At 47.6% G+C, this 2,686-nt stretch carries 3 protein-coding genes; 2 read left to right on the top strand and 1 reads right to left on the bottom strand.

What is annotated here, in order from left to right:
• Together ACR0P9_RS10540 and ACR0P9_RS10545 are read left to right on the top strand one after the other, a co-directional pair.
• The coding region (locus ACR0P9_RS10540; protein ID WP_432619934.1) for a diadenylate cyclase at positions 1-259 on the top strand (259 nt) is incomplete at its 5' end.
• Positions 256-1,491, top strand: coding sequence for a CdaR family protein (locus tag ACR0P9_RS10545; protein WP_432619936.1), 1,236 nt, complete (start codon positions 256-258; stop codon positions 1,489-1,491). The genes ACR0P9_RS10540 and ACR0P9_RS10545, both read left to right, overlap by 4 nt.
• 64 nt (positions 1,492-1,555) lie before the next feature.
• On the opposite strand, the gene pyrB is transcribed toward ACR0P9_RS10545, so the two are convergent.
• Positions 1,556-2,650, bottom strand: coding sequence for an aspartate carbamoyltransferase (pyrB, locus tag ACR0P9_RS10550; RefSeq protein ID WP_432619938.1), 1,095 nt, complete (start codon positions 2,648-2,650; stop codon positions 1,556-1,558).
• Positions 2,651-2,686: the final 36 nt, after the last annotated feature.

A 2,686-nucleotide genomic window follows, 5' to 3' on the forward strand; every position in this document is an offset into this window, starting at 1 on the left:
GCATCGAGCTGCTGTCGGTATGAGCGAAAAATTTGATTCGCTCAGCTTGGTTGTTTCAGAGGAAACCGGTTCGATTTCCATCGCCATAGATGGCGAATTGCAGCGGCATCTCGTGCCGGAGCAGCTAGAAGAAATTCTGCGTGCGGAGCTTCTTGTCCATGATTTACAGAATGAAGAACCGAAAACAGAAGAATCCGCACCGCATTTCTTTGATACTTTGTTAGACAAGCTTCCGGGCTTCGGGAGGCGAAAAAAATGAGAAAATGGATTGTGCAGCATGACGTGCTGACCAAGCTTTTATCGGTTGTCGCTGCGTTTATTTTGTGGAGCTATTTTATGGGCTCACAAAACCCAAGCCGCACCTTGGAATACAAAGATATTTCCGTACAATTGACCGGTGTCGATCAATTGTATAACAACTATAATCTGCGCATTATCGAGGGCGCTGATTCGACTGTAGATGTCAAAGTTTCCGGCTCTACCAATCGGTTGGCAACGCTGACTGCTTCTCAAATCAAGGTGCAGGCGGATGTCTCAGAATCTATCACTGCTCCCGGTACGTATCAGTTGCCGTACACGGTCATCTTGCCGGAAAGTGGTATGACCTGTGAGAGCAGAACGCCAGACAGTATCACGGTTGTTGTTGATGAAATAGAAACCAAAAAAATACCGGTTTCTGTCAAATTGAGTAAGGAAGCCGCTAAAAATTACATCTTTGGTGACCCGCAGCTGTCCGCAAAGACCGTCAAGGTTTCTGGTCCGGCAACCGTTGTCGATGAAATTACAACTGCTGTCATTGATGTTGACACAGACGGGCTGAAACAGACATTGACCGATAACTTTTCTTATAAGCTGGTCAACAGCAAGGGCGCACAGGTAGACACGACCAATATTTCTCGTGAGGCATCCAGTGTCACCGTCACACTCCCCGTCAAGGAAGTTAAATCGGTTCCGTTGGCAGTGACAATCTCGCCAGAAGAAGATGCATCGGGCATTTCGACAACGATTTCGCCAAAATCAGTCAAGATTATCGGTGATCCAGCAACGGTGGATACCATTGATTCCATTGCATTGGGAGCTATCAATGCGACAACGGCAGAAAATGGTGACACACATGAATTTGACATTGAAGCGCCGACGGGTGTTTCTCTGTATGACGGACAGCCGACATCGGCGACTGTCACGGTCTCTGTCGACAAAGACACGACCAAAGCGTATACGATTACAGATATTACGCTGAACGATACGGACAAAGATCCTGCCGCTGTGGTGACGCTTAACACCCAATCGCTAACTGTCACCTTGACAGGCTCGCAGAAGCAATTGGATGCGATTGATGTATCTGACATTCAAGCGGTTGCTGAGCTATCTTCTAAGGAGCTGTCAGACGGCGAACACACCATTGGCGTCACAGTAAGCAGTCCGGACGGCACGACGGTCAGCGGCAATTACAGTGTCAAAATTACACTCACAAGAAATTCTTCAAACTGATGATATAGAAAAAACGCAGGAGCAAAAGCTCCTGCGTTTTTTTATCTCATTGAGTTATTTGACGTTATTCTTGTTCTTCCGGCTCTGGATCCGGTACATGCTCGACCAGATGATCGCAGTATACACAGCGTTCTCCATCCTTTGTGTGCACGATTTCCATCGGCAAATAGGTCTCGGAATGCGTGATGCACTTCGGATTGGTACAGTGCAGATTCGGCAGACCCAAAATATTTTTCGGCATGTGTACACGCGGCTGTTTGCTCAATGTCAGCAGCAGCGCCATACGCGCATACATGCCAAATCGTGCCTGATCGAAGTAAACCGCACGCGGGTCATCATCGACATCCTGTGCGATCTCATCAACACGCGGCAGCGGATGCATAATGAGCAATTCTTTCTTTGCATCGCGCAACTTGGCCTTTGTCAGGCAATATGTGCCCTTAAGGCTGTTGTAAACGTTGAGATCTGCAAAACGTTCTCTCTGAATCCGCGTCATATACAGCACGTCCAGCATCGGGATAACCGGTTCCAAACCGGATACCTCATAAAATTTCATCTTATGCTCTACCATGAACTGGCGCAGATATTCCGGAATTGCCAACTCACGTGGCGCAATCAGATAAAACTGTACATTTTTATAATTTGCGAGGAAATGAATCAGGGAATGTACCGTGCGTCCGTATTTCAAGTCACCGCACAAACCAATCTTCATATTATCCGCCGAGCCACGCAAACGCAGAATCGTTGTCATATCTGCCAGCGTCTGTGTCGGATGCAGATGTCCGCCGTCACCGGCGTTGATAATCGGCACCTCAGAGAACATAGATGCTGCCTTTGCTGCGCCCTCGTGCGGGTTACGCATGACGATCATATCCGCATAGTTGGACACCATGGTGATGGTATCTTTCAGTGTCTCGCCCTTCGCCGCAGAGGAAGAATTCGGATTAGAGAATCCAACCACACTACCGCCCAAACGCATCATTGCTGTGGAAAACGAAAGATTGGTACGCGTACTTGGTTCATAGAACAAGCTGCCCAAAACCTTACCACGGCAGGCATCGGTATAGCCTTCCGGCCGGTCGATGATATTTGAAGTGAGCTTGTACAGCTCATTAAATTCTTCCATTGTCAGATCACTGAGGTCGATAATATGTCGCATATATGCGTTCCTCCTTGTATTTTTTTTATTGTAGCA

Origin of the sequence: Butyricicoccus sp. (assembly GCF_050872565.1) — a bacterium.
GTDB lineage: Bacteria > Bacillota > Clostridia > Oscillospirales > Butyricicoccaceae > Butyricicoccus_A.